General features: G+C 68.8%; 27 protein-coding genes. 13 read left to right on the forward strand and 14 right to left on the reverse strand.

Annotated elements, in window-relative coordinates; translation table 11 throughout:
• The first annotated feature begins 140 nt into the window (after positions 1-140).
• A complete protein-coding gene (locus AC5W7N_RS14655; protein ID WP_495921729.1) occupies positions 141-2,858 on the forward strand; it encodes a UvrD-helicase domain-containing protein in 2,718 nt (905 codons plus the stop codon).
• Between the two features lie 15 nt (positions 2,859-2,873).
• Here AC5W7N_RS14655 and AC5W7N_RS14660 read toward each other — a convergent pair whose 3' ends face one another.
• A complete protein-coding gene (locus AC5W7N_RS14660; protein ID WP_495921730.1) occupies positions 2,874-4,262 on the reverse strand; it encodes a DUF1731 domain-containing protein in 1,389 nt (462 codons plus the stop codon).
• 117 nt (positions 4,263-4,379) lie between these two features.
• Positions 4,380-5,540, reverse strand: a complete 1,161-nt coding sequence (locus AC5W7N_RS14665; RefSeq protein WP_163811248.1) for a M23 family metallopeptidase — start codon at positions 5,538-5,540, stop codon at positions 4,380-4,382.
• Here AC5W7N_RS14665 and AC5W7N_RS14670 point away from each other — a divergent pair.
• From AC5W7N_RS14670 to purH, 7 genes are all read left to right on the forward strand, one after another.
• Positions 5,532-5,711, forward strand: a complete 180-nt coding sequence (locus AC5W7N_RS14670) for a hypothetical protein (RefSeq protein ID WP_163811250.1) — start codon at positions 5,532-5,534, stop codon at positions 5,709-5,711. The two genes, AC5W7N_RS14665 and AC5W7N_RS14670, sit on opposite strands and share 9 nt — an antisense overlap.
• A 393-nt stretch (positions 5,712-6,104) precedes the next feature.
• Positions 6,105-7,271, forward strand: coding sequence for an ADP-forming succinate--CoA ligase subunit beta (gene sucC / locus AC5W7N_RS14675; RefSeq protein WP_163811251.1), 1,167 nt, complete (start codon positions 6,105-6,107; stop codon positions 7,269-7,271).
• 24 nt (positions 7,272-7,295) lie between these two features.
• A complete protein-coding gene (gene sucD, locus AC5W7N_RS14680) occupies positions 7,296-8,210 on the forward strand; it encodes a succinate--CoA ligase subunit alpha (RefSeq protein WP_036540074.1) in 915 nt (304 codons plus the stop codon).
• Between the two features lie 267 nt (positions 8,211-8,477).
• On the forward strand, positions 8,478-9,476 hold the full coding sequence (locus AC5W7N_RS14685) for a DUF5336 domain-containing protein (protein WP_163811253.1): 999 nt from the start codon (positions 8,478-8,480) through the stop codon (positions 9,474-9,476).
• Between the two features lie 90 nt (positions 9,477-9,566).
• The gene (locus AC5W7N_RS14690; RefSeq protein WP_495921731.1) at positions 9,567-11,051 is read left to right on the forward strand and encodes a cell division protein PerM; all 1,485 of its coding nucleotides are present in this window, start codon (positions 9,567-9,569) and stop codon (positions 11,049-11,051) included.
• 58 nt (positions 11,052-11,109) lie between these two features.
• Positions 11,110-11,757: a phosphoribosylglycinamide formyltransferase gene (gene purN / locus AC5W7N_RS14695; protein WP_163811496.1), complete on the forward strand. Its 648-nt coding sequence runs from the start codon at positions 11,110-11,112 to the stop codon at positions 11,755-11,757.
• Positions 11,754-13,316: a bifunctional phosphoribosylaminoimidazolecarboxamide formyltransferase/IMP cyclohydrolase gene (gene purH, locus AC5W7N_RS14700; protein WP_163811257.1), complete on the forward strand. Its 1,563-nt coding sequence runs from the start codon at positions 11,754-11,756 to the stop codon at positions 13,314-13,316. The genes purN and purH overlap by 4 nt, the downstream gene beginning before the upstream one ends.
• A gap of 98 nt (positions 13,317-13,414) precedes the next feature.
• Here purH and AC5W7N_RS14705 read toward each other — a convergent pair whose 3' ends face one another.
• The 5 genes from AC5W7N_RS14705 to rpmB all read right to left on the reverse strand — a co-directional run bounded on the left by AC5W7N_RS14705 (position 13,415) and on the right by rpmB (position 15,038).
• Positions 13,415-13,870, reverse strand: coding sequence for a hypothetical protein (locus tag AC5W7N_RS14705; protein WP_194989645.1), 456 nt, complete (start codon positions 13,868-13,870; stop codon positions 13,415-13,417).
• A 154-nt stretch (positions 13,871-14,024) separates the two neighbouring features.
• Positions 14,025-14,279, reverse strand: a complete 255-nt coding sequence (rpsR, locus tag AC5W7N_RS14710; protein ID WP_036540059.1) for a 30S ribosomal protein S18 — start codon at positions 14,277-14,279, stop codon at positions 14,025-14,027.
• A gap of 33 nt (positions 14,280-14,312) precedes the next feature.
• Entirely contained in the window at positions 14,313-14,618 is a 306-nt protein-coding gene (rpsN, locus tag AC5W7N_RS14715; RefSeq protein WP_163811261.1) for a 30S ribosomal protein S14, read from the reverse strand.
• Positions 14,618-14,788, reverse strand: a complete 171-nt coding sequence (gene rpmG / locus AC5W7N_RS14720) for a 50S ribosomal protein L33 (protein WP_163811263.1) — start codon at positions 14,786-14,788, stop codon at positions 14,618-14,620. Before rpmG ends, rpsN begins: the two co-directional genes overlap by 1 nt.
• A gap of 13 nt (positions 14,789-14,801) precedes the next feature.
• Positions 14,802-15,038 (reverse strand): 50S ribosomal protein L28, encoded by a 237-nt coding sequence (gene rpmB / locus AC5W7N_RS14725; protein ID WP_014352957.1) that lies wholly within the window; start codon positions 15,036-15,038, stop codon positions 14,802-14,804.
• 106 nt (positions 15,039-15,144) lie between these two features.
• Here rpmB and mrf point away from each other — a divergent pair, with 106 nt between their 5' ends.
• The 3 genes from mrf to rpmF all read left to right on the forward strand — a co-directional run bounded on the left by mrf (position 15,145) and on the right by rpmF (position 16,973).
• Complete coding sequence (gene mrf / locus AC5W7N_RS14730; protein ID WP_194989643.1) at positions 15,145-16,434, forward strand: ribosome hibernation factor-recruiting GTPase MRF; 1,290 nt, start codon at positions 15,145-15,147, stop codon at positions 16,432-16,434.
• Positions 16,435-16,513: 79 nt separating this feature from the next.
• Positions 16,514-16,798 carry a type B 50S ribosomal protein L31 gene (locus AC5W7N_RS14735; RefSeq protein WP_163811267.1) on the forward strand — a complete coding sequence of 95 codons (285 nt, stop codon included), beginning with the start codon at positions 16,514-16,516 and terminating at the stop codon, positions 16,796-16,798.
• 1 nt (position 16,799) lies between these two features.
• Complete coding sequence (gene rpmF, locus AC5W7N_RS14740; protein ID WP_163811269.1) at positions 16,800-16,973, forward strand: 50S ribosomal protein L32; 174 nt, start codon at positions 16,800-16,802, stop codon at positions 16,971-16,973.
• Positions 16,974-17,048: 75 nt separating this feature from the next.
• Here rpmF and AC5W7N_RS14745 read toward each other — a convergent pair whose 3' ends face one another.
• The 7 genes from AC5W7N_RS14745 to AC5W7N_RS14775 all read right to left on the reverse strand — a co-directional run bounded on the left by AC5W7N_RS14745 (position 17,049) and on the right by AC5W7N_RS14775 (position 23,162).
• Entirely contained in the window at positions 17,049-17,273 is a 225-nt protein-coding gene (locus tag AC5W7N_RS14745; RefSeq protein ID WP_163811271.1) for a hypothetical protein, read from the reverse strand.
• Positions 17,274-17,784: 511 nt separating this feature from the next.
• A complete protein-coding gene (locus tag AC5W7N_RS14750) occupies positions 17,785-18,069 on the reverse strand; it encodes a DUF4200 domain-containing protein (RefSeq protein WP_194989642.1) in 285 nt (94 codons plus the stop codon).
• A gap of 18 nt (positions 18,070-18,087) precedes the next feature.
• Positions 18,088-18,906: an MHYT domain-containing protein gene (locus tag AC5W7N_RS14755; protein ID WP_163811275.1), complete on the reverse strand. Its 819-nt coding sequence runs from the start codon at positions 18,904-18,906 to the stop codon at positions 18,088-18,090.
• Positions 18,899-19,525, reverse strand: coding sequence for a GTP-binding protein (locus AC5W7N_RS14760; protein WP_014352951.1), 627 nt, complete (start codon positions 19,523-19,525; stop codon positions 18,899-18,901). Before AC5W7N_RS14760 ends, AC5W7N_RS14755 begins: the two co-directional genes overlap by 8 nt.
• A complete protein-coding gene (locus AC5W7N_RS14765) occupies positions 19,515-19,889 on the reverse strand; it encodes a DUF742 domain-containing protein (RefSeq protein ID WP_036540042.1) in 375 nt (124 codons plus the stop codon). The genes AC5W7N_RS14760 and AC5W7N_RS14765 overlap by 11 nt, the downstream gene beginning before the upstream one ends.
• Positions 19,890-19,896: 7 nt before the next feature.
• Positions 19,897-20,310: a roadblock/LC7 domain-containing protein gene (locus AC5W7N_RS14770; protein ID WP_014352949.1), complete on the reverse strand. Its 414-nt coding sequence runs from the start codon at positions 20,308-20,310 to the stop codon at positions 19,897-19,899.
• A complete protein-coding gene (locus tag AC5W7N_RS14775) occupies positions 20,307-23,162 on the reverse strand; it encodes a sensor histidine kinase (protein ID WP_195020032.1) in 2,856 nt (951 codons plus the stop codon). Before AC5W7N_RS14775 ends, AC5W7N_RS14770 begins: the two co-directional genes overlap by 4 nt.
• 360 nt (positions 23,163-23,522) lie before the next feature.
• Here AC5W7N_RS14775 and AC5W7N_RS14780 point away from each other — a divergent pair, with 360 nt between their 5' ends.
• On the forward strand, positions 23,523-24,209 hold the full coding sequence (locus tag AC5W7N_RS14780; RefSeq protein WP_163811279.1) for a response regulator transcription factor: 687 nt from the start codon (positions 23,523-23,525) through the stop codon (positions 24,207-24,209).
• 12 nt (positions 24,210-24,221) lie between these two features.
• Entirely contained in the window at positions 24,222-25,772 is a 1,551-nt protein-coding gene (locus AC5W7N_RS14785) for a HAMP domain-containing sensor histidine kinase (protein ID WP_416381955.1), read from the forward strand.
• Positions 25,773-25,782: the final 10 nt, after the last annotated feature.

Raw genomic sequence — 25,782 nt, forward strand, 5'->3', positions numbered from 1 at the left:
TGCTGAGAACGCGTTCACAGCTTTCCGGCCGCGACGACCTGGGCCGGTTCACCGGTCGTTGACACGATGCTCACTCCGAGGTCGCCGGGCGGGCCCAGGAGTTCAACTCTGTCGGTGTGCGCCGGTAGCGTGGACAGACGATGGACAGCACCTTGGCTCCCGAGACGCATGGCGGTCACCGGCCCGAACCCGAACCGCGATCCGACACCTCATCGCAGGCCCAGCCCGCCTCCGAGGCTGCTCGAGCACCGCAGCCGCCGGAGAGTGCGGCGGCTGCTCCCGCGGCGGCTCAGGGCGGCCTACGGGCCCAGCAAGTTCGCCTCACGGCCGAGCAGCAGCAGCGGCGCAGCGAAGCGAGTCAGCGCCGCGCCGAGGAGGAGCAGCGGCGGGCCGAGGAGACCGAGCGGCTGCTCGAAGGCCTCAATCCGCAGCAGCGCGCCGCGGTGGTGCACACCGGCGCGCCACTGCTGATCGTCGCGGGCGCGGGCTCCGGTAAGACGGCGGTGCTCACCCGGCGCATCGCGTACCTGCTGGCCGCCAGGGGCGCCACCCCGGGCCAGATCCTGGCGATCACCTTCACCAACAAGGCCGCCGCGGAGATGCGGGAACGGGTGATCGGGCTGGTCGGCCCCCGCGCGAACAACATGTGGGTCTCGACCTTCCACTCCAGCTGCGTGCGGATCCTGCGCATGCAGTCGGCGCTGCTGCCCGGGCTGAACTCGAACTTCTCCATCTACGACGCCGACGATTCCCGTCGCCTGCTCACCATGATCAGCCGCGATCTGGACATCGACACCAAGAAGTACTCCGCCCGCCTACTGGCCACCGCCATCTCGAACCTGAAGAACGAGCTCATCGATCCGGCCAAGGCCACCGCCGACGCCGAATCCGACGATGCCGAACTGCCCGGCCTGGTCGCGCGGGTATACACCGAGTACCAGCGCAGGCTGCGCGCGGCCAACGCGCTGGATTTCGACGATCTGATCGGCGAGACGGTCGCGCTGCTGCAGAATCATCCGCAGGTCGCCGAGTACTACCGCCGGCGCTTCCGGCACGTGCTGGTCGACGAGTACCAGGACACCAACCACGCCCAGTACATCCTGGTCCGTGAGCTGGTCGGCCATCACGCGAGCCGCCAACCCGCCGACGCGGCCGGTGACGCTGACGCCGCCGCGGGCGCGGCCGCTGCTGCCGGAACCGAGGAGGAGTGGACCGACGACGATCAGCACCGGGTCCCGCCGAGTGAGCTGTGTGTCGTCGGCGACGCCGACCAGTCCATCTATGCCTTCCGCGGCGCGACCATTCGCAATATCGAGGAGTTCGAACGCGACTTCCCCGACGCCGAAACCATCCTGCTGGAACAGAATTACCGCTCCACCCAGCACATCCTGTCCGCCGCGAACGCGGTCATCGCCCGTAACGAGGGCAGGCGGGAGAAGCGGCTGTGGACCGATTCCGGTGAGGGCGATCTGATCACCGGCTACGTCGCCGACAACGAACACGACGAAGCCTCGTTCGTGGCCCGCGAGATCGACCGGCTGGTCGACGCGGGCGAGGCCACCTATGGCGATGTGGCGGTGTTCTATCGCACCAACAACAATTCGCGTGCGCTGGAAGAGATCTTCATCCGCATGGGCCTGCCCTACAAGGTGGTCGGCGGCGTGCGGTTCTACGAGCGCAAGGAAGTCCGCGATGTCGTCGCCTACCTGCGGGTGCTGGAAAACCCCGACGACGCGGTGAGCTTGCGCCGCATCCTCAACACTCCGCGACGCGGGATCGGCGATCGCGCCGAAGCGTGCGTGGCGGTCCACGCCGAACAGCGTGATATCGGTTTCGCCGCCGCTCTGCGCGATGCCGCCGAGGGCAAGGTCGCGCTGCTGAACACGCGCGCCCAGCGCGCCATCTCGGGTTTCCTCGACCTGCTCGAGGAGATCAGGGCCGCAGGGCAGCGCCCGGACGCCGATTTCCCCGATGTCGGCAATGTGGTCGAGGCGGTGCTCGACCGCACCGGCTACCGTGCCGAACTGGAAGCCTCCGATGATCCGCAGGACGGTGCCCGGCTCGACAACCTCAACGAGTTGGTCAGCGTCGCACGGGAATTCAGCTCCGAGGCGCACAACAATGCCGAGGCGGCCCGTGCCGAGGGGCTGCTGCCGGAGGCGGCCGACGGCGAACCCGAACCCGGCTCGCTGGCGGCCTTCCTGGAGCGGGTATCGCTGGTCGCCGATACCGATCAGATCCCGGACGAGGGCGCGGGAGTGGTCACCATGATGACCCTGCACACCGCCAAGGGCCTGGAATTCCCGGTCGTCTTCGTCACCGGCTGGGAGGACGGTCAGTTCCCGCATATGCGGGCTCTCGGCGATCCGGCCGAACTGGCCGAGGAACGCCGTCTCGCCTACGTCGGCATCACCAGGGCAAGGCGCAGGCTGTATCTGAGTCGCGCGGTGGTGCGTTCGGGCTGGGGGCAACCGGTGTCCAATCCGGAATCGCGCTTCCTCCAGGAGATCCCGGGCCATCTTATCGATTGGAAACGGCTGGAGCCCAAGAACTCCGGTATGCGCGGCGGGCGTCGTCGCGGGGATGACGCCGGCGAACGCGACTGGACCGAAGGCTGGTCGGAACCACGCCCCGGCGTGCGCGATCGCCGGCCCGCCCCGCGCAGCGCCGGCGTGAAACGCAACAATGTCGACCTGGTGCTCGCCGTGGGCGACAGGGTCAGCGACGACAAGTACGGGCTCGGCCGGGTGGTGGCCGCCGACGGAGTCGGTCCGCTGGCCACGGTGACCATCGATTTCGGTACCGCGGGCAAGATCCGGCTGATCCCGCAGTTCAGCCGGACGCTGGTCAAACTCTGAACGCCTGCTGACCGATCAGTTCGGCAGCAGGTCGGTCAGTGCGTCGTCGAGTGTCGGGTAGCGGAACCGGAAACCCGTGTCGCGCAGCACCGCTGACGTGGCGTGGCGGCCGGTGAGCCCGAGCGCCGGATCGGAGCGCAGCACCACGGCGCCGAGGGCCAGTAGCGGTTTCGGTGTCGGCGGCGCGGGCGGCCGGTGCAGGTGCCTGCGCAGAGTCGTCATCAGGTCTCGATTGCGCACCGGGAAATCGGTGGCCGCCACCAGGATGCCGTCCGGCAGCCGTAGCTCGGGGTCGAGCCCGAGCGCGGCGCGGACGATCGCGAGCCAATCCTCGATGTGGATCCAGCTGAACCATTGCTTGCCATCGCCGATCCGGCCGCCGAGGCCGGCCCGGGTCAGCTGACACAGGCGTTTCAGCGCCGGTGCCTGCGGATCCAGCACGATGGAGGTGCGCAGGACGGTGTGGTGGCGGGCTTTCGCGCCGTCGAACGCGTCTTCCCACGCGGCGGCCACGCCCGTCATCTGTGGCAGGGCCGCGGCACCGGTCGGCAGCGGTGTGGTTTCGGTGCACCGGGTTTCGCCCGCATCGGACCAAATGGCGGTGGTACTGGCTTGAATCCAGTAGTCGATCGGGGCGTCGAGTGCGCCCGCGGCGGCGACCAGTGCGCGGGTCGGTTCGACTCGGCTGCGCCGGAGTTCGTCGATGTTGTCGGCGGTCGGCCGGCAGTCGACCAGCTTGCCCGCCAGATTGACGACGGCGGTCGGGCCGGGATTCACCAGGGAGTCGGCCCAGTCGCCGACCGTTCTGCCGTCCCATTCCCGTTGCGGGAAGGGGAGTTCCGGGTCGCGTCGGCGGGTGAGGATGACAACGTGCTTGCCCCGGCAGACCAGGTCGGCGGCGATGTGACGGCCGAGCGCTCCGGATCCGCCTGCGATGACGGCGGTGAGTGCGTCGGCGGCGGGGGAGATTCCGGCGAGTGTCGCCAGCCGGGCGAAGCAGACTCGGGCGTCGGTCTCCACCAGCGTGCCGATGATCGCGCGAACCGCGCCTGCCGACGGGCCGGTGAAGGTGAGCCGTTGGGCGAGTTCGGTTCCGCCGGCCACGGAGGTGAGGGTCCAGGTGAGGTACATCCGGCCCATCGGGGTGTCCTGCTCGAGGGTCAGTTCGCGTTCGGGTTCGACCGTGGTGAGCACGAACGGGTCGGCGCTGCGCTGATGCACGGGGCCGAGCAGACGTCCACGCGGGACGATGTCGCCGGTGGTTCCGGCGGCGACGGGGCCGTGCATGACGACGGAGGTGACTGCCGGATTCCATTCGGGCAACCGCTGTGGGTCGCCGAGTACGCGCCAGATGTCGGCGGCGGGCAGTGCGAGGACTTGGGTGTACGTCGTTGTACGAGCCATGGCCTGACGCTATGTGGCGCGCCCGTGCTGCGGAAGCGTGCTCTTGCTCACCGTGGGTGTGCCACAGCGTCGCTCACGATGCACCGAGCGGTCCTCGCGCGGTGTGAAACGCGTTGATCAGTCGCGCATCTGGCCGAGGCTGATGCCGCGGGTGGCCAGCCAGGGCAGCGGATCGACCTTGTCGGTGCCGTTGAGCCAGACCTCGAAATGCACGTGTGGACCGGTGGAGAATCCGCGGTTGCCCATGGTGGCGATCTGGTCGCCCGCGAGCACCCGCTGACCCTGCGACACGGTGGCGGTATCGATGTGGCCGTAGATGGTGACGGTGCCGTCGTCGTGCAGCAGCCGCACCCACATGCCGAATCCGGCGGCGGGGCCCGCCTCGATGACGGTGCCGTCGGCGACGGCGTAGATGGGCGTGCCGATCGGGCCCGCCACGTCGATGCCGAGATGCTGTACGCCCCAGCGGGCGCCGAAGCCGGAGGTGAAGTTGCCCGCGGCGAACCGGGCGAACAGCGGCCGCAGTTTGGCGGCTTCCTGGGCGGCCAGATCTTCGGCGTACTTCTGGCCCTTTTCCAGGATGTCGGTGAACTGGCTCAGATCGACCGGCGCGCCGACGGTGAGCACCTGCGGTGAATCGGGCGAGGTGGCCGCGGCGGCGGTCTGATCGTCCGCGTTCATCGGCGAGTGCGAGGCGATCTCGTAGATCTGGTCGGCCTCGTAATCGGCCGCCATGGTGGTCTGTTCTTCGGGGCCGGCGAAGGCGCACTGGCCCGCGGCGACGAACGCGCCCGCGGCGACAGCGGCGACCGCTGCCCGGCCCTTGAGGGCCGTGGGTGGCGCGGGTAGTCGGTGTGCGCCGCCGCTGCGCGAGCGACTCTCGCGTGCGGGGATGACCTTCGGCGCGGCCGGCTCGTCGGGTTCCTCGGCGGGCTCGTCGGCCTCGCGCCAGGTCTCGCCGCCGCCGCTCCACGCACCGCCGTCGGACCAGGTCTCGCCTTCGGTCCAGCTCTGTTCGGACCACTCCGGGGTCCAGCCGTTGTCGCTTTCGGACCAGGCGTCGCCCTCGGTCCAGGAGGCGTTGTCGTTCCAGGCGTTGTCGGCGGACCACGAGTTCCCGGCCTCGCCGGCATGCTGGGCGTTGTGCGCGCCGGGGGCGGTGTGGAAGCCGTAGCCGTGGTGCCCGCTGTGCGCGGGTGCGGCCGCTGCGCCGTCTTCGTGGCGGTATCGGTGACCCGACCGGTTGCGACTGGGGTCGAGGGTCGTGTGGTGGTTCATCGGCGAGCCCGCATCGCCATGCGGAAGGATCTCGCGCGCATGCCCGGCCCGGACGGGGGCGGCATCGACGGGTCGATCATGGAACGGCTCTCCACCGACGGAGTGCTGTGGTGCGTCAAGCTTGCCGTCCTCCTCATCACCTGGAACAACGGAGTCGTGACCGGGTTGTGATATCGACCGCATCGACGGTAACGAAACGATTGCGCGCTGCGCAAGCGGTGTGCACATTCCGGCCACACTTGTGAGATGGATCACGATATCAGCTCGATTCAACTCACGCGTTTCTGGGCACCGGAGTGAGGTTGCCTGGTCGTGACGGGTCCGTGATCCGCGGCCGGGATGCCCCGCGAGCAGGCGTCGGGTGACTCGTCAACACGCTACTCGCGAGTAGCGTTGGCCAGCGGTTTTGCCCGTCCCGGGGGTTCGGCCGTGACCTGCGCCACTTAGGATGTACGTGGCCGATTGGCCTTCCATGTGACTGGTTAGAGTCCGACCCGACCCGCTTCCGACGTCGGGCCGCCAACAAAGACGTTGTCATAGCAACGCAGACGAGACGGTGAATACATGGATCTCTTCGAATATCAGGCGAAGGAGCTCTTCGTTAAGCACGGAGTGCCTTCGTCGGAGGGCCGCGTGACGGACACGGCCGAGGATGCCCGCGCCATCGCGCAGGAAATCGGCAAGCCGGTGATGATCAAGTCCCAGGTGAAGGTCGGCGGCCGTGGCAAGGCAGGCGGCGTGAAGTACGCGGCCACCCCGGAAGACGCCTTCACGCACGCGTCGAACATTCTCGGCCTGGACATCAAGGGCCACATCACCAAGAAGATCCTTGTCGCCGAAGCCAAGGACATCGCGGAGGAGTACTACATCTCCTTCCTGCTGGATCGTTCCAACCGCACCTACCTGGCCATGTGCTCGGTCGAGGGCGGCATGGAGATCGAAGAGGTCGCGGAGAAGACCCCCGAGCGCCTGGCCAAGGTGCCCGTCGACGCCGTCAAGGGCGTCGACCTGGCGTTCGCGCGCTCCATCGCCGAGCAGGGCCACCTGCCCGCCGAGGTGCTCGACGCCGCGGCCGTGACCATCCAGAAGCTGTGGGAGGTCTTCGTCGCCGAGGACGCCACCCTGGTCGAGGTCAACCCGCTGGTGCGCACCCCGCAGGACGAGATCCTCGCCCTCGACGGCAAGGTCACCCTGGACGAGAACGCCTCCTTCCGGCAGCCGGGCCACGCGGAGTTCGCCGACATCGACGCGACCGACCCGCTCGAGCTCAAGGCCAAGGAGAACGACCTCAACTACGTCAAGCTCGACGGCGAGGTCGGCATCATCGGCAACGGCGCCGGTCTGGTCATGTCGACCCTCGACGTGGTCGCTTACGCGGGCGAGAAGCACAACGGGGTCAAGCCGGCCAACTTCCTCGATATCGGTGGCGGCGCCTCGGCCGAGGTGATGGCCGCAGGGCTGGACGTCATCCTGAACGACGCGCAGGTCAAGAGCGTGTTCGTGAACGTCTTCGGCGGCATCACCGCGTGTGACGCGGTGGCCAACGGCATCGTCAAGGCGCTGGAGATCCTCGGCGACGAGGCGAACAAGCCGCTGGTCGTGCGGCTGGACGGCAACCGAGTGGAGGAGGGTCGCAAGATCCTCGCCGACGCCGCGCACCCGCTGGTGACGCTGGCGCAGACAATGGACGAAGGCGCCGACAAGGCCGCCGAACTGGCTGCCGCCAAATAACGACGGCCGAGTAAGGACAACAACATGTCTATCTTCCTCAACAAGGATTCCAAGGTCATCGTCCAGGGCATCACCGGCGGCGAGGGCACCAAGCACACCGCCCTGATGCTGAAGGCTGGCACCCAGATCGTCGGTGGCGTCAACGCGCGCAAGGCGGGCACCACCGTCTCGCACACCGACAAGGACGGCAACGCCGTCGAGCTGCCGGTCTTCGGTGGCGTGGCCGAGGCCATGAAGGAGACCGGCGCCGACGTCTCGATCGCGTTCGTGCCGCCGAAGTTCGCCAAGGACGCCATCATCGAGGCCATCGACGCGGAGATCCCGCTGCTGGTGGTCATCACCGAGGGCATCCCGGTGCAGGACACCGCCTACGCGTGGGCCTACAACGTGGAGAAGGGCAACAAGACCCGGATCATCGGCCCGAACTGCCCCGGCATCATCACTCCCGGCGAGGCGCTGGTCGGCATCACCCCGGCCAACATCACCGGCAAGGGCCCGATCGGTCTGGTGTCCAAGTCCGGCACGCTGACCTACCAGATGATGTACGAGCTGCGTGATTTCGGCTTCTCGACCTCCATCGGCATCGGCGGCGACCCGGTCATCGGCACCACCCATATCGACGCCATCGAGGCGTTCGAGAAGGACCCGGAGACCGAGCTGATCGTGATGATCGGCGAGATCGGCGGCGACGCCGAGGAGCGGGCCGCGGCCTACATCAAGGCCAACGTCACCAAGCCGGTCGTCGGCTACGTCGCGGGCTTCACCGCCCCCGAGGGCAAGACCATGGGCCACGCGGGCGCCATCGTCTCGGGTTCCTCGGGCACCGCCCAGGCGAAGAAGGACGCACTCGAGGCCGCGGGCGTGAAGGTCGGCAAGACGCCGTCCGAGACCGCCGCGCTGGCGCGGGAGATCCTGGAGAAGGCAAGCGTCACCGCCTGATTCGGTCAAGGGCCCGGAGGCGGTAGCGCAGCGTCACCACGTAGGGCCGAATCGGGCAAGTCGAATTCAGCCTGATTCCCGATTCCATCCGATGGGTCTTCGAAGGCCGCTTCCGGTTCGCCGGCGGCGGCCTTCGTCGTTATCCACAGGCGCCGATTCTCTCCACAGGGGAATCGCTCGGTGATGACCTCCGCGCCACAGTGCAGTAGCGTCAGGAGGGAATCAGTCGTGAACACACATGTATGACTCGACCTAGGAGACGACGACATGTCATACCCGACCGGGGGCTCCGGGTACAACGCGCCCGCGCCGACGCCCTCCGCTTCCCCCAACCCCGGCCAGTCGCCGGCCGGCGCAGGCACCGAATCCGGTGCCGCCGCCAAGGGGCTGCCGTTCTTCCTGACGATCGGCGTGGCTGCGCTGGGTGTGATCACCTTCCTCCTCGGCTTCCTGCCCTTCATGGGCCCGGATATCGAAGGCCTCGGTAGCGACGCGGATTCGCTGAACGCCTTCGTCTCCGGCTCCACCGCCCTGCTCGCGCTGGCGCTGCTCGGCGGGGCGCTCGCGGGTCTGTCGCTGCTGCCCAAGCAGAACTGGATCGGCGCCGCCGCGGCGGTGTCGGTCACCGCGTTCTTCGGCGTGCTGTTCCAGTCGTTCAGCTTCCCCGAGAGCACCAAGGCCGAGTTCGGTGTCTGGGTTCTGCTGTTCTTCGTGTTCGTCCAGGCGGCCATCGCCGTCGCGGTCCTGCTGTTCGAGGCGGGCATCATCAAACTGCCCGAACCGCGCCCGGCCGCGCAGCAGGCGCAGGCAGGCTACGGCCAGCAGCCGGGTTACGGTCAGCAGCAGTACGGCCAGCAGCAGGGTGGCTACGGCCAGCAGCAGTTCGGTCAGAGCCAGCCGGGCCAGGGCGGTTTCGGTGGCGGGCAGTACCCGTCGCAGCCGTCCTACAGCCAGCCCGGTCAGCAGCCCTCCTACGGCCAGCAGCCCGGTCAGCAGCAGTACGGTCAGCAGCAGCCGTCCTACGGTCAGCAGCCCGGTTACGGTGCGGGACAGCAGCAGTCGCCGTATGCCGGTGGCCAGCAGCAGTCGCCGTCGGAAGGCGCCACCCAGCAGTTCGGTCAGCAGCAGCAGTACGGCCAGCAGCAGTACGGTCAGCAGCAGCCGCCGCAGCAGGGCCAGCAGGGCCAGCCGTTCGGAGGCGAGCAGAACGCCGATCCGGCCGCTGATCCGACGCGGGCGTTCCGTCCCTCGGACGACAACAAGTAATCCGGCAGCCACACGGTTGTCATCGGTGCTCTCCCGGCGCCCGGCGCGCCTGCCCCGCTCGCGCCGGGAGAGCTGCCAACCTGAATCTTCATGAGCTCCCCGCGGAATTCGCTTGTCCGACGGACCGCACCGGTCCGATCCGAGCCGGAGCCGCCGGTCGATGAGCCCGGCTTTCTGTCACTCACCCCCGAACGGGCGCGGGTGTTGTCGCTCGTCGCCGCCCGCCCCGCCGCATTCGGGCTCGCGGCAATCGTCGTCGCGATGTTCGCCACCCTGCTGGCCTCCGGCAGCGGCCTTTCCGGTATTTCCGGTGCCATCGCGGGTAGTTGGCTCGCGGTGCACCAGGTTCCTGTCGTCATCGGCGCCACCACGCTCGGTGTACTACCGCTGCTGCCCACCGCACTGATGATGTGGGCGTGCGCGCGGGAATGCGCGCACGCCGTCGAAGCCGATCCCTCTCGCGCCGATCTGGCCTGGTTGATCGCGGCCGCCGCGGGTGGGCCCCTGCTGGTCACCGCGGTCTGCCTGGCCGTCACCGAGGACGCCGCCGGGGTACTGCCCATGCAGCCGCCGAATCCGCTGTCCGCCTTCGCCTGGGTGGGCGGGCTGCACCTGGTGGCCGCCGGATGCGGTATCGCCGCCGGGCTCTGGCCCGCTTCGGCCGATCGGCTGCCGTACTGGGTGGTGGCCGCCGGTTACGTCGCCGCGCACACCGTGCTGCGGATGCTCGGCGCCGCCGCGGTGGTCACCGTCGTCTCGCTGCTGGCGCACTGGTCCCGGATCGGTGACAGCTTTTCCGGCGCGGGCAATGCCGGCGGCGTCATCGGGCTGACGGTGCTCTCGCTGCTGTATCTGCCCAACGTGGTGATCGGCGCGGTGGCCGTGCTGGTCGGTGCCGGCGTCGAATTCGGTGAAGCCTCGGTGGGTGTGTTCTCGGTGGTCGGTGGCCCCGTGCCGGCGATGCCGGTGCTGGCCGCGCTGCCGACCGGTCCCGCGGCGGGCTGGTGGCCGGTGCTGCTGCTGATCCCCGCGGTCATCGGTGTGATCGGTGGTCTCGACACCGCCCGCACCTCGCCCGACCGCATCGTCGCCCCGTGGTCCACGCTCGCGGGCGCGGCGCTGGCGACGCTGGTGTTGGTGCTGCTCGGCGCGGTGGCAGGCGGTGAACTGGGCACCTTCGGCCGGATCGGCCCCGACCTGCCGATCTTCGCCGTGGTCACCTTCGTCTTCCTTGCCGTCACCGGGTACGCGGGGCTGGTCTTCGCACGCCTGTTCATCACTCCGGTCGGTAGCCCGATCCCCGGATTCGGCCTCGACGATCACGACGAGGACTATCCCGACGAGTACGACGAAGACGACTACCCCGACGATGCCTACGACGAATACGACGACTACGAATTCGGCGACTACGACGACGGCCCGGAACTGACGCTGGAACTGGACGCCGAAGTCGTCGACGAGCAGCCCGCGCTCGACCACCACACCGAACGTCCGGGCGAGCCGCCCGCCGAGATCGTCGACGCCGAGGTGGTAGAGGCGGACCTGCCGGAAAGTGGCCGAACCGAGGATCGTTAGGCTCTACGGCGGTGGCAACGATCCGGCCACCGCCCGACCCGACTCCAGGAGTAGAGCGCTGACCTCCCCGGCCCCATCCGAAAAGGCCCCGGCCACCGTCGTCGTACTCGCCTCGGGCACCGGATCGCTGCTGCGCGCGCTCATCGAGGCCACCGCGACGCCGGGCTATCCCGCCCGGATCGTCGCCGTCGGTGTCGATCGGACCTGCGCCGCCACCGAGCACGCCGCCGCCGCCGGCATCCCGCATTTCCGCATCGCGCTCGCCGACTTCCCCGATCGCAGCGCCTGGGATACCGCGCTGACCGACGCGGTCGCGGCCCATGAACCCGATCTGGTGGTCTCCGCCGGTTTCATGAAGATCCTCGGCCCGATGTTCCTGAAGCGGTTCGGCGGACGCATCATCAACACCCATCCCGCGCTGCTTCCGGCCTTCCCCGGCGCCCACGGCGTCCGCGACGCGCTCGCCTACGGCGTCCGGGTCACCGGGTCGACGGTGCACCTGGTGGACGAGGGCATCGACACCGGCCCGATCCTGGCGCAGGAAGCGGTCGAGGTGCTGCCCGATGACGACGAGGCCACCCTGCACGAGCGCATCAAGGTTGTCGAGCGACGGTTGCTGGCGGAGGTTGTCGCCGCCGTCGCCACCCGAGGCATTGTCTCCGACGGACGAAAGGCAGTTATTCCAGATGAGCGAGTTTCCCGGTGAGTGAATCCAGCGACCGCAAGCCGATCAGCCGGGCGCTGGTGAGCGTCTACGACAAGACCGGGCTCGTGGAGCTCGCGACCGGCCTGCACGAGGCCGGGGTCGAACTGGTCTCGACCGGGTCGACCGCCGCCCGCATCGCCGACGCCGGAATCCCGGTGACCAAGGTCGAAGACCTCACCGGATTCCCGGAAACCCTGGACGGCCGGGTCAAGACGCTGCATCCGCGGGTGCACGCGGGCATCCTCGCCGACACCCGCAAGAGCGAGCACGTCGATCAGCTGGTCGAGCTGGGCGTGGAGGCCTTCCAGCTGGTGGTGGTGAACCTCTACCCGTTCACCGAGACCGTGGCCAGTGGCGCGTCGCCCGACGAATGTGTGGAGCAGATCGATATCGGCGGTCCGTCGATGGTGCGTGCCGCGGCCAAGAACCATCCGTCGGTGGGTGTGGTCGTCGACAGCGGCGATTACGGGAAGGTGCTCGACGCCGTGCGCGCGGGCGGTTTCACCCTCGCGGAGCGGACGGCGCTGGCGGCCAAGGCCTTCCAGCACACCGCGAACTACGATGTCGCGGTGGCCAGCTGGATGACCAGTGTGCTCGCACCCGGCACCGAACGCTTCCCGGACTGGATCGGTGGCAGCTGGGATCGTGCCGCGGTGTTGCGCTACGGCGAGAACCCGCATCAGGAAGCCGCGCTCTACACCGCCAACGACGGGGCCCCCGGCCTGGCGCAGGCGCGGCAGTTGCACGGCAAGGAGATGTCGTACAACAACTACGTCGACGCCGACGCCGCGTGGCGTGCCGCCTATGACCACACCGATCCCGCGGTGGCGATCATCAAGCATGCCAACCCCTGTGGCATCGCGTTGGGCGCCGATATCGCCGAGGCGCATCGCAAGGCGCACGCCTGCGATCCGGTGAGCGCCTACGGCGGCGTGATCGCGGCCAACCGCGAGGTCACCGTGGAGATGGCCCAGCAGGTCGCCGAGATCTTCACCGAGGTGATCGTCGCGCCGTCCTACGCCGACGGCGCGGTGGAGGTGCTGCAGCGCAAGAAGAACGTGCGCATCCTGGTGGCCGAGCCGCCTCGCCGGGCCGGTGTCGAGCTGCGGCCGATCAGCGGCGGCGCACTGCTGCAACAGCGCGACATCCTCGACGCCGAAGGCGACGATCCCGCCAACTGGACGCTGGTGGCCGGCGAACCGGCCGACGCCGCGACCCTCGCCGATCTCGCCTTCGCCTGGCGTGCCTGCCGCGCGGTGAAGTCGAACGCCATCCTGCTCGCGCACGACGGTGCCTCCGTCGGCGTCGGCATGGGCCAGGTGAACCGGGTCGACGCGGTCGGGCTGGCCGTGCAGCGCGCCGGTGACCGCGTCAAGGGTTCGGTGGCCGCGTCGGATGCCTTCTTCCCGTTCCCCGACGGGCCGGAAGCGCTCATCCAGGCCGGTGTGCGGGCCATTGTGCATCCGGGCGGTTCGGTGCGGGATCAGGAGACCATCGACGTCGCGCGCGCGGCGGGGGTCACCGTGTATCTGACGGGCTCGCGGCACTTCGCGCACTGAGCGTGCGAGCATACGACGCCGCGTCAGGGCTCAGGCCCGGCGCGGCGTCGGTCGTTTCCAGGGTGGTCGGGGCCGCGTGGCGAGCGTTGTCGTTCGGCCTACGCCGCGCTGCGGACTTCCCGATCACCCACCGGTGCCTGCAACGGCAGCTCCAGCGTCCCGAACACCGCGATCATCACGCACATCTTGCCCACCGCGTCGGCCCGTGTGCCCGAACGCAATTCGATGGTGACGGCCTCGTCGGTCTCGGTGACGGTCGCGTCGACGCCGTAGCACTCCGGGGCGCCGGTCTCGAAGCTGATCGCGATCCGGTTGCCTGGCAGGGCGGTCCATGAGGTGAACGGGATCGGGTGGGCGCCGACGATGGTGGGGTCGGCGGTGAACGGTTCACCGGTGGCGGCGGCCGGGTTCTCGGTAGGAGTGTTCGGCGCGGTGCTGGTCACCGAACTCGTAACCTCTTGTGCGGCACCGTCATCGGTATCGCCGCAGGCGGCGAGGGGCAAGGCGGTGACGGCAACGGCGAGCAGGGTGGCACAGCCACGGCGCAGCGACATGGGCACACCTTAACGCAGGCGCCCGCCGTGTCTGCTGCGCGTTCGCCCGGCAGACGACAAGGCCCCCGATGGCGCATCGGGGGCCTTGGTCGTGGTGGGACGTCGGTGCCGTGAGTATCGCGGTGCCGCGAGCTGGTGGACGCGGCGGCGCGGATCAGCGGCTGGTGAACGGGAGCAGCGCCATCTCCCTGGCGTTCTTGACCGCCACTGCCACCTGGCGCTGCTGTTGCGGGGTGAGGCCGGTGACGCGGCGGCTACGGATCTTGCCGCGGTCGGAGATGAAGGTTCGCAGCAGGTTGACGTCTTTGTAGTCGACGGTCTCGATACCGGCGGCGATCAGCGGGTTCTTCTTCGGCTTGCGGGCCTGTTCGGCTCGGACCTTCTTCGACGGTGCTCGCTTGACTGCCATTAGTCGGGTTCCTTACTCACGAGATCAGGGGTTCTACCAGCTCGATTTGTGCACACCGGGCAACTCTCCCCGATGGGCCAGCTCGCGTACACGTACCCGAGAGAGCCCGAACTTCCGGAGATGTCCGCGCGGTCGTCCGTCGGCGGCGTCCCGATTGCGCAATCGTACCGGACTGGCATCGCGGGGCAGGCGCTGTAGGGCCGACTGGGCGGCGGCCCGGTCGGCGTCGGCGGTTGCCGGGTTGCGGATCAGTTCCTTGAGCTCGGCTCGCCGCGCGGCATAGCGGGCGACGATCTGCTTGCGCTGTTCGTTGCGCGCGATCTTGGATTTCTTCGCCATCAGCGTTCCTCGCGGAAGTCGACATGCTTGCGCACGACGGGGTCGTATTTGCGCAGCACCATGCGGTCGGGGTCGTTGCGCCGGTTCTTCCGGGTGACGTAGGTGTAGCCGGTGCCCGCGGTGGACTTCAGCTTGATCACCGGACGGATCTCGGTCGATTTCGATGCCATCGTGGTTCTCCGCTCAGATCTTGTCGCCGCGCGCTCGGATGCGGGCCACCACGGCCTCGATCCCGTCGCGGTCGATGGTCTTGATGCCCTTGGCCGAGACGGTGAGCGTGATGCGGCGGTCCTCGCTGGGCAGGTAGTAGGTCTTGCGCTGGATGTTCGGGTTCCAGCGGCGGTTGGTCCGTTTGTGTGAATGCGAGACGGATTTGCCGAAACCGGGCCGGCGGCCGGTGACCTGGCAGTGGGCCGACATGGCGGGCTCCCTCCAATAGGTGATGACAATCGTTTTCGACAACGACCGCTCGGCACTGTACCGTGTGGCGAGCTGTTAATGAAAACCGTTACCGAAAGGGGTTGCTGTGATTCCCGATCGCAGAACACCGGTCGTGGTGGTCGCCGGGTCCTCCGGGCGCACCACCGAGGGCGTCGACCAGGTGGCCCGTGCGTTGGGCGCCGCCCCCGGCACCGTCGTCGTCCGCCACGATCTGGCCGAACTGCGGGAGGGTATCGTCCGCCGGACGGTGCGTGACGGCGGCCGGGAGAGCGTCGAGGTGCTCGAGCTGGCCCACGGGTGCGTCTCCTGCACGCTGCGCGCGGATCTGCTCCCGCTGCTGTGCACCCTGGCCGCCCGAGATTCGGTGACGCGTATCGTGCTCGCGCTCGACCCTGCCTTCGAAGCGGAAGCGGTATGTCACGCCATCGACGACGTCGTCGTCGCCGGTGTGATCGGACGGGTGGACGGCCCCGCGCGCCGTGACGTGCGCATCGAGGCCGTGCTGACCTGCGCCGATGCGCGGGTCTGGCTGGCGGACGCCACCGGCGAGGAGACCCTCGCGGAATGTGGCCTCGCCACCGCCGACGACGACCGCACGGTGGCGCAGGTGGCCGTCGGCCAGGTCGATTTCGCCGACGCGCTGATCGTGACCGGCGCCGACCAGGTCGACGCGCTGGACCGGGAACGGCTGGGCGCCGTCCTCACCCGGCTCGTCCCACAGGCCCCGGTGCACTGGTGCGCGGCCGAGGCGATCGGCCCGGCCGAGGTGGAGGCGCTGCTCATGCGGATCCCGGCGGACTCGCGGCGCGGCCGGATCTTCGACGCCCACGCGCCGCTGCTGCGCGGTCAGCCACCGCTGGGTACCGAGCACGGGGTGACGCTGGTCGAATTCGCCGCCGGCCGCCCGTTCCATCCCGCACGTCTGCACGAGGCACTGGACGTGTTGTTCGAGGGTGTGGTCACCGCGCGCGGCCGGCTGTGGCTGGCCACCCAGCCGGACGAGGTGGTGTGGCTGGAATCGGCCGGTGGCGGTTTGCGGGTCGGCGGCGCCGGCCGCTGGCTGGCCGCGATGACGCCGGACGAGCTCGCCGAGGCCGACCCGGACCGCCGGGCCATGTCCGCGCTGCGCTGGGACGACCGCTTCGGCGACCGCGATGTCTCACTGGTGATCCTGGTGCACGACGCCGACCCGGCCGATATCCGGCAGGCCCTGCACTGGGCGCTGGTCGAGGACGACGAATTGCGGTTGGTGGAGCGCGCACCCGAGCGGGTGGCGCAGTGGGACGACCCGTTCGGCGAGTGGCATGCCGACCCGTGCGAATCCTCCGAGTCGACCGGGCTACCCATCGTGGGCGATCAGCGCGGCGCCGAGTGAACCGCGGGCCCGATTCCCGAATCCGGTCGCGCCGTGAGCTTCCCGCGGCACCTCGACCGCACGACAGAAAGGACGATTGATGAAGGCAGGGATACATCCGGACTACCACCCGGTGGTGTTCGAGGATTCGAGCACCGGCAAACAGTTTCTGACCAGATCCACCGCGAGCAGCGACCGGACCGTGGTCTGGACCGACGGGCAGACCTACCCCTTGCTGGTGGTCGATGTCACCGCGGATTCGCACCCGTTCTGGACGGGTGCGCACCGGGTGCTCGACACTCAGGGCCGGGTGGAGAAGTTCGAGCGGAAGTACGGCAAGCGGGCGCGCGGCGCACAGCCCCAGCCCGGACGAGGGGAGGGCTGACATGGCGGTTCCGAAGCGCAGGATGTCGCGGTCCAACACCCGCAGCCGTCGCTCGAACTGGAAGGCGACACCGCCGGACCTCGTGCCGGTGACGGTCGGTGGTGTCGTGCATCGGGTTCCGCGCCGAATTGTCCAAGCGGTGCGGCGCGGGCTGATCGACCCGGAACGGATCTGAGGGATCCGTTCGCCCGCAGTGCACAGGGCGGCGTCGCGCAATCGCGACGCCGCCCCGCGCATCTCATCGGCGTGATCAGCCCTCTTGTTCTTTGAGCCGAACCAGAGCGGCGGCGAGCTGGAAGAACTTGTTGTTGCCCAGATCCGCGATGGTCTTGATCTTCAGGGCGTCCAGCAGCTGCTTGTCGTGAGCCTCGGTGAGGCCGGCGAGCGCCGACGGGGGCGCGGCGAGGATTTCCGCGAGCGACTTGTTCTCGTACTCCTTGTCGAGCACCTTGTCGAGCACAACGTTGACGGCCATACGAAACTCCTTCGGACGAACCTGCATGTGCGTTGCGACGATAGCGCGCGGGATGGCGTCAGGGGGTCTGAACTCGAGAGGAAGTCGGCTACCGGCGCGCCACTATTTCCCGGCCGTTCACCCGGCGTGCGCTCTTGGAGTCCGCCGGTCGATGGCAATCGACTGGTTATCGTTGCTGGTGAGGCGACTTGGCGATACAGTCGAAGGGTCGATTGCGAGCAGATTGCCAACTCTCGAATTTCGTACTGAGAGTTGGTTTTTGGCCTGAGTAAAAGTCCTGCCGCACTGATGATTTCGGGATAGCCCGCCGGTACCCTCGTTCGAGAGGGCGGGTTCTCCCGAAAGGGAGAACCCGCTCATCGCCAAGTCTCTCCGGCCCTCGCCGAAACGAACTCACTCACCGCACTTCTCGCGCCGTGCCGTGTCGATTCCCCACCGCGATGCAGCCGAGGAGTCGACGGCTATCAGCGACCGGCGGGAAACCGGGACCGGCGCGTATGGAACGCGAGGATCACCGGTCCTCCGGAGCGGCGGAGCCGCCGTCCGAATCCGCGACCCCCGCCGCAGAATCCGCCGCGCCCCCACACGGCAGCCCCAGCACAGCGCTGACCCGGCCGAGCACCTCGCCGAGCAACGCCGCGGGCAACGTCAACAGCCACCACAGCGACGGCCCGGCCAACTGCTCGACCCGCTGCACCAGCTCGGCGACCGTCGCCTCCAAGTCGCTGATCTCGGTGCGCAATTCCCCGACCTGCGCCCGCAACTCACGCAGCAACGCCTCCTGCTCGGCCGTCACCGGAACCCCGCCCAGGCCTCAGTGCGCCGGCTCGAGCACCGGGCGCGGCGTCGGATCCACCGCCGCCAGCTCCCGCCGATCCGGCGCCACCAGCACCGCGGTGATCGGCAATGCCAACGCCAGCGAACCCAGCACGAACATCGGGAAGACGAAGTCGAACAACTGCATCCCCGCCGGGGATTCGGCGGCATCGTCGAGGGTGAACCCGAGCGCCGCCACACCGGTGTAATACACGCCTGCCACACCGGCAGCGAACAAGACGATGGTGCCGATCCGCGCCGCGAGCACCTGCATCGACTGGAACACCCACAGGCATCCCGTCGCGACGATCACCGCGATCAGCGCGGCCACCACCAGCAGCCACACCGTCAGCTCGACCGAACCCTGCACATCCACCGAGGACAACTGAAGGTACTGCATCAGCCCGGCGCCGAGCCCCATCACCAGCCCGCCGGTCAACAGCCGCGGCAACCGCAGCTCACGCCCGACGATCACCAGCCCCGCGAACACCGCGATGACGATCACCGCCAGCGAAACACCCAGCGTGGCCGCGTCATAACGCAGCACCGACCCAGGTACCGCCACCCCGAGCAGCGGCACCGCCGTCGCCAGCCAGATACCAACCCCACCGATCGAGATCGCCGCCGCGCCCAGCCAGACCGGACGGAACCGGGCCGAACGCCTGCCGTGCACCACACACGCGAGGCCCACCAGCGCGCCGAGCGCGGACACCCCTAGTGACAGCCCGATGAGCCAGTAGCCCATGGCGAACCACTCCATATCGGCGTCCGCCCCGGCCGCGAGCAGACCCGTCGCCGAAGCCAGCGTGTCAGCCATGCCTGGCGGCCCCTTCCAGTTCCATGGCCTGCAACTCCGAGATCGCGTACTCGGTCACCGCGGCCAGTGCCTGCCGCACCTCGACGGCATTGCGGGCATCGATATCCACGATCGGCACGCCGGGCCGCACCGACAACGCCTCGCGCAGTTCCGCGATCGGGAAGCGCGGCGCGTCCGGGAACCGGTTGACCGCGATCAGGAAGGGCAGCTTGCGCGCCTCGAAGAAGTCGACCGCCGCGAAACTGTCCTCCAGCCTGCGGGTATCGATGAGCACGACGGCGCCGATGGCGCCGCGGATCAGGTCGTCCCACATGAACCAGAAACGCCGCTGGCCGGGCGTGCCGAACAGGTAGAGCACCAGATTGCCCGGCAGGATGATCCGGCCGAAATCCATGGCGACGGTGGTCGTCTCCTTCTCCGGAGTATCGGCGAGATCGTCGATACCGTCGGAGAACCGGGTGACCATCGCCTCGGTGCGCAGCGGAACGATCTCCGAGACCGCACCGACGAAAGTGGTCTTGCCCGCACCGAAACCACCGGCGACGACGATCTTGGTCGACGCGGTGCGATTGTCGGTGTCCTCGGGCGCGGAGCCCCGATCCGGTCTCCTATAAGGCACGGAGTCCACGCAATGTCCTCTCCATCAGGGAACGGCGTTCGTCATAGCTCGCCTGTTCGGTCAGAGTCGAATGCACTCGCAGGTTCCCGTCCACGACGAGATCGCCGATAACGACCCGGACCATACCGAGCGGACGATCCAGGTGTGCGGCGATTTCGGCAACTGAGAGCAGGTGCGCACCGAGACGCAGGATCTCGATGCGGATATCACCGGAGGGCCAATCACCGCGCGGGGTATAGGAGATGGTCTCGATGACCGCCTCCAGCGGCAGGTCCACCGCGGGCTCGGTGCGCCCCGACGTCAGGGCATAGGGTCTGACGCGAGTGGTCGGCCGGTTGTACGGCCCGGAGCCGAATGAGGACATGGATCACTCAGACGGCAGTGCGGGCGGTGGCGGAAACCACCGAGCCCACTCGATCGACCAGCAGCGCCATCTCGTAGCCGATGCGGCCGATATCGTGCGACTTGTTCGCCAGCACCGCCAGATGCGAGCCGTTGCCGACGCTCATCACCAGCAGATAGCCGCGCTGCATCTCCACGATCGACTGCATCACCTTGCCGCCGTCGAAAAGCTGTGCGGCACCGGTGGACAGGCTCGCCAGGCCGGCGGTCACCGCGGCCAGCTGTTCGGCGCGGTCGGCGGGCAGATGCGGGCTGGTGGCCTGCAACAGGCCGTCCGCCGACACCAGGACCGCGTGGGAGACACCGGGTACGTCCCGGGTGAACCGGGCCACCAGCCAATTCAGGTTCTCGTCCGTGGTGCTGTTCGGGTTCGGGTTGGTCATGCAAGCCCTCCGTCGTTGTGCTGCGCTTCGGCCCGCCCGCTGCGGACCCCACTGAGATGCCTGGTCAGGTTGTTCCGGATCTCCTCCGGGTCACGAGCGCCCGCTTCTTCCGCCGGGGCCAGGCCACCCGGCACCAACTGCGCACCCGGCCTGCGGATCGGCAGGCCGCCGACGGTCCGGCCGCTGGTGGTCGGCTTCGCGGCATCCTCGGCCGCCGTCCAGCCCGCGTCCGCGGGGGAGGACCAGGTGCCGCTCGACGGCTGCGCGGTGGCGGGCTCGACCAGCCACTCCGACACCATGCGCTGATAGATCGGGGTCGGCGAATCGCCACCCACCGGCTGCAGGCGCGTCGAGGTCGTGGTCGTCACCGCGGATTCGGCGGTGACGGTGACGGTCTCGGGCTGCTGCTGCGCCGGCTGTGGTGCGGGCGCCTGCTGTGGCTCGTCGCGCACCGCGGCCGGGCGCCGGATCGGCAGACCGGAGCCGGCGGTGGTGGCCCGCGGTTGCGGCTCCGGGGTCTCGGTCTGCGGCGCCGGGGCCGCGGTCTGCGGCGCCATGGTCTCCGCCTGCGCGGTCACGATCGGGTGCTCGGTGGTCTCGGCCCACAGGCCCGTCGGCTCTTCCTCCGGTTCGGCGGAGACGATCCGGTTCGGGCCGGTCGCGGCGTCGCCCGGATGCGGCTCCGGCGTCGGCGGTCCGAACGGCGCATGGCCGGAACGGTCCTCGGCACCCGAACGCTGCGCGCCGGAATCGGTGCGCGCGCTCGCCGGAACCGAGACGGACGGCTGCTCCGGCGGCTCCGCCACCCGGATGGACGGGCGACGCTGCGGCAGGCCGTTACTCGTGGTGCCCCACGACGACAGCGGCACCGGCTCCGATTCGGGTGCGGGGGAGGGAGCTTCCGGCAGGCTCGGCACCGACACCAGGGTGCGCTGCGGCGGCGTACCCGGCGGCAGCGCCGCGAACGGATCGGTCGGCGGCTTGCCGTCGGCGTCGTCCATCGCCGGTGCGACGAGAGCGCCGGGCAGATGCACGCTCGCGGTGATACCGGGCTGCTGGGCCATGGTCGAGGTGCGGCGCAGGCTGACAGTGATGTTGTGCCGCTTGGCCAGCCGGCCCACCACGAACAGGCCCATCCGGCGGGCGGTTTCGATGGTGACCTCACCACCGGAGGCGAGGCGCTCATTGGTGGCCTGGAGGTCTTCGGCCGACATGCCGAGGCCGCGGTCGGTGATCTCGATGAGGTAGCCGCCGTCGACCGCGCGCGCGACCGTCACCGCGACCGGCGTCGTCGGCGGCGAGTAGCGCAGCGCGTTGTCGATGAGCTCGGCGAGCAGATGCTCGATGTCGACCGCTGGCTCACCGGCGACGACTCCCTCGGGCACGGTGCCGATCTCGACCCGCTGATAGTCCTCGACCTGCGAGACCGCACTCCACAGCATGTCCGACAGCGGCACCGGCTGCAGCTGGCCGCGGCGCAACGCCGTACCGGCCAGCACCAGCAGGTTGTCGCCGTTGCGGCGCATGCGGGTGGCGAGGTGGTCGAGGCGGAACAGGCTCTGCAACCGTTCGCTGTTGTCCTCGTCGTGTTCCAGATCCTCGATCAGCGCCAGCTGCTGTTCCACCAGCGACTGGCTGCGCCGCGACAGGGTCTCGAACATGTTGCCGATCTGCACCCGCAGGCGGGCCTGCTCGGCGGCGAGATTGAGCGCCTGTTCGTGCATTTCGTCGACGGCCCTGGCCAGCTGGCCGATCTCGTCGGTGGTGTGCACGGCGACCGGGGTGATCTTCGGGGTGGTGCCACCGGCACGCACCACCGACAGCTCGTCGGGCAGCTTGACGTGCGCGACCTCGAGCGCGTCGCGACGCAGCCTGCGCACCGGGACCACCAGGGTCCGCGCGACGGCGAGCGCCAGCGCCAGGCCGGCCAGCAGCACCGCCATCACGATCGTGGTTTCGCGCAGGGCGCTGTTCTGCGCGGTGGTGGTGCGGTCGAGCAGGGCGGCGTCGATGATGTCGGTCAGCTGCGCGGTGGTGGCGTCATAGGTGTCGGCACTGACCTGCAGCGAGTCGAGCACCGCCGGATTGCTCGCCGGGTCGGCGGTGTTCTGGCTGAAGGTCGCCAGGCGCGTCTGCACCGCGTCGAGCAGCGGGCGCATGTTGCCGGCCAGCTCCGGCAGAATCTGGCCGTACTGATAGATCATGGTCAGCTCGGCACCGGCGGAGGTGAGCACCCGTGCCCGCATGCTCGGGTTGCGGGCGGCATCGGGCGAGCTGATCAGCATGCGCTGCTCGGTGAGCACGCGGCGGGCGGTCTGAATCGTGGTCAGCTGGAGAAAGTATCGCTGGATGACGAGGTCTTCCACCGAGGGCGAGAGCGCGAGCGCGTTACCGATGCGCATGCCGATCTCGTCGGCCTGATCGCCGACCATGGCCGGGGACCCGCTGCGCAGGCTGTTGCGCATGGTGGTGCCGATGGCGACCGCCGAGGACAGCTCGGCGGTCACCTTGCCGCTGACCCCGGTGTCCTGGAGCGCGGTTTCCATATCCGCCAAGGCCTGATCGAAACGGGTCAGCGCGGCGTCGGTGCGCGGGTCGGCGGGGTTGCCCCAGCTCGACGTCGCGGTCACCGCCAGATGTTCGGTGGCGGTGCCGAATCTCACGATGGGCCGGATGATGATGGCCTGTTCGGTGGCGGCGTCCAACTGGTCCATGGTCTGGAGCTCGTTGTTGATCCGCAGCACCGCGAACGCGGTGGCCAGTACCACCGGCAGCACGAGCACGATGCCGACCTTGCGGGTAACCGACCAGTTGGGCAGGCTGAATTGCCAGGGTCGCGGTGCAGCTTCCATCCGCTTGTGTCGCCTCCGCATCACGAGTGACCCCGGCCGTGCGTGGGGAGTTCTGGATTCGATGTGAACCGCGCCAGAACCAACCTGAGGTCTTCTTTTTACCGCAGGGAACATACCCCGCAGAGGGAGCATCGGCAATCTGGACGTTCCCCACGTTAAACCTCGAATATGGCCGAGCAGAACAAGATTCGCGAACGAATGATCGCGTGCGAGAGCCGCGGCCGTGCAATCCGGTAAATGTGCAGGTCAAGATCACTTATCGGACAGCGGGCAAACATTTCGGTCGCGGAACGCGCTGGTGGCGGCGTGTCGGAGCAGCCCTCTCAGTCCGCTCTCAGTCGATGCGGTCAAACTGGTGACATGCGCATTCTGGTAGTCGACGACGATCGCGCCGTCCGGGAATCGCTGCGGCGGTCGCTGACCTTCAACGGCTACACCGTCGACCTCGCGGTCGACGGTGTCGACGCATTGGACAAAGTCACCGCGCAGCGACCGGACGCGCTCGTCCTCGATGTGATGATGCCGCGCCTGGACGGCCTCGAGGTCTGCCGCCGTTTGCGCAGCACCGGCGACGATCTGCCGATTCTGGTTTTGACCGCACGGGATTCGGTTTCCGAACGGGTCGCCGGTCTCGACGCGGGCGCCGACGACTATTTGCCGAAACCATTCGCGCTCGAAGAATTGCTCGCGCGGTTGCGCGCGCTGCTGCGCCGCCGGACCAGCGATCCGGGCGAGACCTCGGAAACGATGCGGTTCGCCGATCTGTCGCTGGATCCCGTCACCCGTGAAGTGCTGCGCGGAACCCGTTCGATCAGCCTCACCCGCACCGAGTTCTCACTGCTGGAAATGCTGATGGCGAATCCGCGCCGGGTGCTGACTCGCGGCCGGATTCTCGAGGAGGTGTGGGGCTACGACTTCCCCACCTCGGGCAATGCCCTCGAGGTCTACATCGGCTACCTGCGGCGTAAGACCGAGGCCGAGGGCGAACCGCGATTGATCCACACCGTGCGCGGTGTCGGCTACGTACTACGGGAGACGCCGCCGTAGGCGGGCGCGGACATGGCACGTTCAGCTTCCAAACGGCCGGGAAAATCCGGCACCGCCGCTGGTGTGGCGCCGCTGGGGCAGCCCCGCCGCGGTGCCGAGCCGGCGCCCATGCGCCCGCCGACGCCGCTGACCCGCACGGTCTCGCTGCGCTGGCGGGTGACGCTGCTGGCCGCCTCGGTGGTGGCCATCGCCGTCGCGGTCACCTCCATCGCCGCCTACGCCATGGTCGCGCGGGCGCTCTACGGTGACGTCGACGCCCAGTTGCGCGCCAGGGCCGCGACCATGATCAGTGGCGATATCGACAGCATGGCCTTCCAATCGCTCGGCGTGGCGACGCTGTTCTCCAACAACATCGGCGTCGGCCTGATCTACCCGTTCTCGGTGTCCTCGCCGACCGCGCCGGAGGGTGAGCGTCCACCCGACAGCCTCCCGGTCTACATCCCGCCGCAGCCGACCAAGCCGCCCATCGGCACCGAGGAGATCGCGGTCGCCAAGGGCGAACACACGTCCTCGCTGCGCACCTTCAACAATCAGCGGGTGCTGGCCCGGCGCATGGATTCGGGTGTCACGCTGGTGATCTCCCAGCGCCTCGAGCCCACCCGTGAGGTGCTCGACCGGCTGGCGTGGCTGCTGTTCGTGGTCGGCGGGTGCGGCGTGCTGCTGGCCGCGGCGGCGGGTACCGCGGTCGGGCGCACCGGATTGCGGCCCATCGCCCGGCTCACCGCGGCCACCGAGCGGGTGGCCCGCACCGATGATCTGACGCCGATCCCGGTCACCGGTGACGACGAGCTGGCCCGGCTCACCGAGAGTTTCAACACCATGCTGCGTGCCCTGGCCGAATCCCGCGACCGGCAGCGCAGGCTGGTCGCCGACGCGGGCCACGAGTTGCGTACCCCGCTGACGTCGCTGCGCACCAACATGGAATTGCTGATCGCGGCGGGCAGGCCCGGCGCACCGCGGATTCCGGACGAGGACATGGCCGAACTGCGCGCCGATGTGGTCGCCCAGATCGAAGAGCTGTCCACCCTCGTCGGCGACCTGGTCGATCTGGCTCGGGAAGACGCGCCGGAAACCGTCTACGAGCGTGTCGATCTAGGCGAGGTCGCCGGGCGTGCGCTCGAACGCGCACGTCGCCGCCGCGGCTCCATCGAGTTCGTCGCGGCGCTGCGGCCGTGGTTCGTCTACGGCCACGAGGCCGGGTTGGAGCGAGCCATCCTCAACGTGCTCGACAATGCCGCGAAGTGGAGTCCGGCCGGCGCGCAGGTGCGGGTCAGCATGGCCGAGGTGGGGCGCGGGCTGCTCGAACTCTCGGTCGACGACGCCGGTCCAGGCATCCCGCCCGCCGAACGCGAGCTGGTGTTCGAGCGTTTCTACCGGACCACCGCGTCGCGTTCGATGCCGGGCTCGGGGCTCGGGCTCGCGATTGTGAAACAAGTCGTGACAAAACACGGCGGCACCATCACGATCGATACGTCCGAACGCGGCGGCGCGCTGATCCGCATCGTGTTGCCCGGTGAGGCGGGCGCGCCCGCGGCGGCCGCCGAGGACGAGGCGGATCGATAGGTCGATCGGG

It is taken from the genome of Nocardia sp. CDC519 (genome assembly GCF_059509835.1).

Bases quoted from the DNA above. Each gene is read 5' to 3' on its own strand.
- AC5W7N_RS14655 (WP_495921729.1), top strand. From the start codon at position 141: ATGGACAGCACCTTGGCTCCCGAGACGCATGGCGGTCACCGGCCCGAA.
- AC5W7N_RS14660 (WP_495921730.1), bottom strand. From the start codon at position 4,262: ATGGCTCGTACAACGACGTACACCCAAGTCCTCGCACTGCCCGCCGCC.
- AC5W7N_RS14665 (WP_163811248.1), bottom strand. From the start codon at position 5,540: ATGAACCACCACACGACCCTCGACCCCAGTCGCAACCGGTCGGGTCAC.
- sucC (WP_163811251.1), top strand. From the start codon at position 6,105: ATGGATCTCTTCGAATATCAGGCGAAGGAGCTCTTCGTTAAGCACGGA.
- sucD (WP_036540074.1), top strand. From the start codon at position 7,296: ATGTCTATCTTCCTCAACAAGGATTCCAAGGTCATCGTCCAGGGCATC.
- AC5W7N_RS14685 (WP_163811253.1), top strand. From the start codon at position 8,478: ATGTCATACCCGACCGGGGGCTCCGGGTACAACGCGCCCGCGCCGACG.
- AC5W7N_RS14690 (WP_495921731.1), top strand. From the start codon at position 9,567: ATGAGCTCCCCGCGGAATTCGCTTGTCCGACGGACCGCACCGGTCCGA.
- AC5W7N_RS14705 (WP_194989645.1), bottom strand. From the start codon at position 13,870: ATGTCGCTGCGCCGTGGCTGTGCCACCCTGCTCGCCGTTGCCGTCACC.
- rpsR (WP_036540059.1), bottom strand. From the start codon at position 14,279: ATGGCAGTCAAGCGAGCACCGTCGAAGAAGGTCCGAGCCGAACAGGCC.
- rpsN (WP_163811261.1), bottom strand. From the start codon at position 14,618: ATGGCGAAGAAATCCAAGATCGCGCGCAACGAACAGCGCAAGCAGATC.
- rpmG (WP_163811263.1), bottom strand. From the start codon at position 14,788: ATGGCATCGAAATCGACCGAGATCCGTCCGGTGATCAAGCTGAAGTCC.
- rpmB (WP_014352957.1), bottom strand. From the start codon at position 15,038: ATGTCGGCCCACTGCCAGGTCACCGGCCGCCGGCCCGGTTTCGGCAAA.
- AC5W7N_RS14735 (WP_163811267.1), top strand. From the start codon at position 16,514: ATGAAGGCAGGGATACATCCGGACTACCACCCGGTGGTGTTCGAGGAT.
- rpmF (WP_163811269.1), top strand. From the start codon at position 16,800: ATGGCGGTTCCGAAGCGCAGGATGTCGCGGTCCAACACCCGCAGCCGT.
- AC5W7N_RS14745 (WP_163811271.1), bottom strand. From the start codon at position 17,273: ATGGCCGTCAACGTTGTGCTCGACAAGGTGCTCGACAAGGAGTACGAG.
- AC5W7N_RS14755 (WP_163811275.1), bottom strand. From the start codon at position 18,906: ATGGCTGACACGCTGGCTTCGGCGACGGGTCTGCTCGCGGCCGGGGCG.
- AC5W7N_RS14765 (WP_036540042.1), bottom strand. From the start codon at position 19,889: ATGTCCTCATTCGGCTCCGGGCCGTACAACCGGCCGACCACTCGCGTC.
- AC5W7N_RS14770 (WP_014352949.1), bottom strand. From the start codon at position 20,310: ATGACCAACCCGAACCCGAACAGCACCACGGACGAGAACCTGAATTGG.
- AC5W7N_RS14775 (WP_195020032.1), bottom strand. From the start codon at position 23,162: ATGGAAGCTGCACCGCGACCCTGGCAATTCAGCCTGCCCAACTGGTCG.
- AC5W7N_RS14780 (WP_163811279.1), top strand. From the start codon at position 23,523: ATGCGCATTCTGGTAGTCGACGACGATCGCGCCGTCCGGGAATCGCTG.
- AC5W7N_RS14785 (WP_416381955.1), top strand. From the start codon at position 24,222: ATGGCACGTTCAGCTTCCAAACGGCCGGGAAAATCCGGCACCGCCGCT.